Source organism: Lysinibacillus sp. GW823-FHT02G10 (assembly GCF_058797135.1).
In genome coordinates, this window is sequence record NZ_JBXAJI010000028.1 from 1 (window position 1) to 693 (window position 693).

A 693-nucleotide genomic window follows, 5' to 3' on the forward strand; every position below is an offset into this window, starting at 1 on the left:
TTTTAAAAATTGTCATTATGGGTTTGATGTAATTCAAAATATAAACTAACCGATGGAGGTAAGTAGGTATGAAAAAATTATTAATAGTATCTGTTGCAGCTATTGCATTACTGGCAGCGTGTCAAGATAAGGAGCCTGCAAAAGGCAATAAGACAAGTAGTGAGGAAGTTAAAACAGAAAGTACTGTAACAGAAAATACTGCCAAAGAGCAATTAACAAAGGGACAAGAAATGGCTAATGTTCTAAGTGGTACAAATTGGCAAGGTACAAAGGTTTATGATCAAGATCACAAAGATTTAACGGCGGAGAACGCAAACTTCATTGGCTTAGCAAAATATGATGCCCAGACAGGTCATTATGAATTCTTTGACGCGGCTACAGGTAAAAGCCGTGAGGATAAAGGGACATTCTTTATCACAAATGATGGGAAACAAAGAATATTAATTTCCGAATCAAAAAACTACCAAGCAGTTGTCGAGATCACTGAGCTAAACGATAGTATCTTTACTTATAAGAGAATGGGTAAAGATGCTGCGGGCAATGATGTAGAAATATTCGTGGAACATATTCCATATAAAGAAAAAGAACTGGCATTTACTGATTCCGATAAAACGTTAGATGCTTCTACAGGTCAAATTGTTACAGACGTTGACGGAGATAAAATTCTCGCTGATACACTATGGCATGGAACAG

General features: G+C 36.4%; 1 pseudogene. It reads left to right on the plus strand.

The window, feature by feature from the left end:
* Nucleotides 1-209: 209 nt before the first annotated feature.
* Nucleotides 210-693, plus strand: a pseudogene (locus AC1RFD_RS22410) (DUF4822 domain-containing protein); the annotation flags it as partial.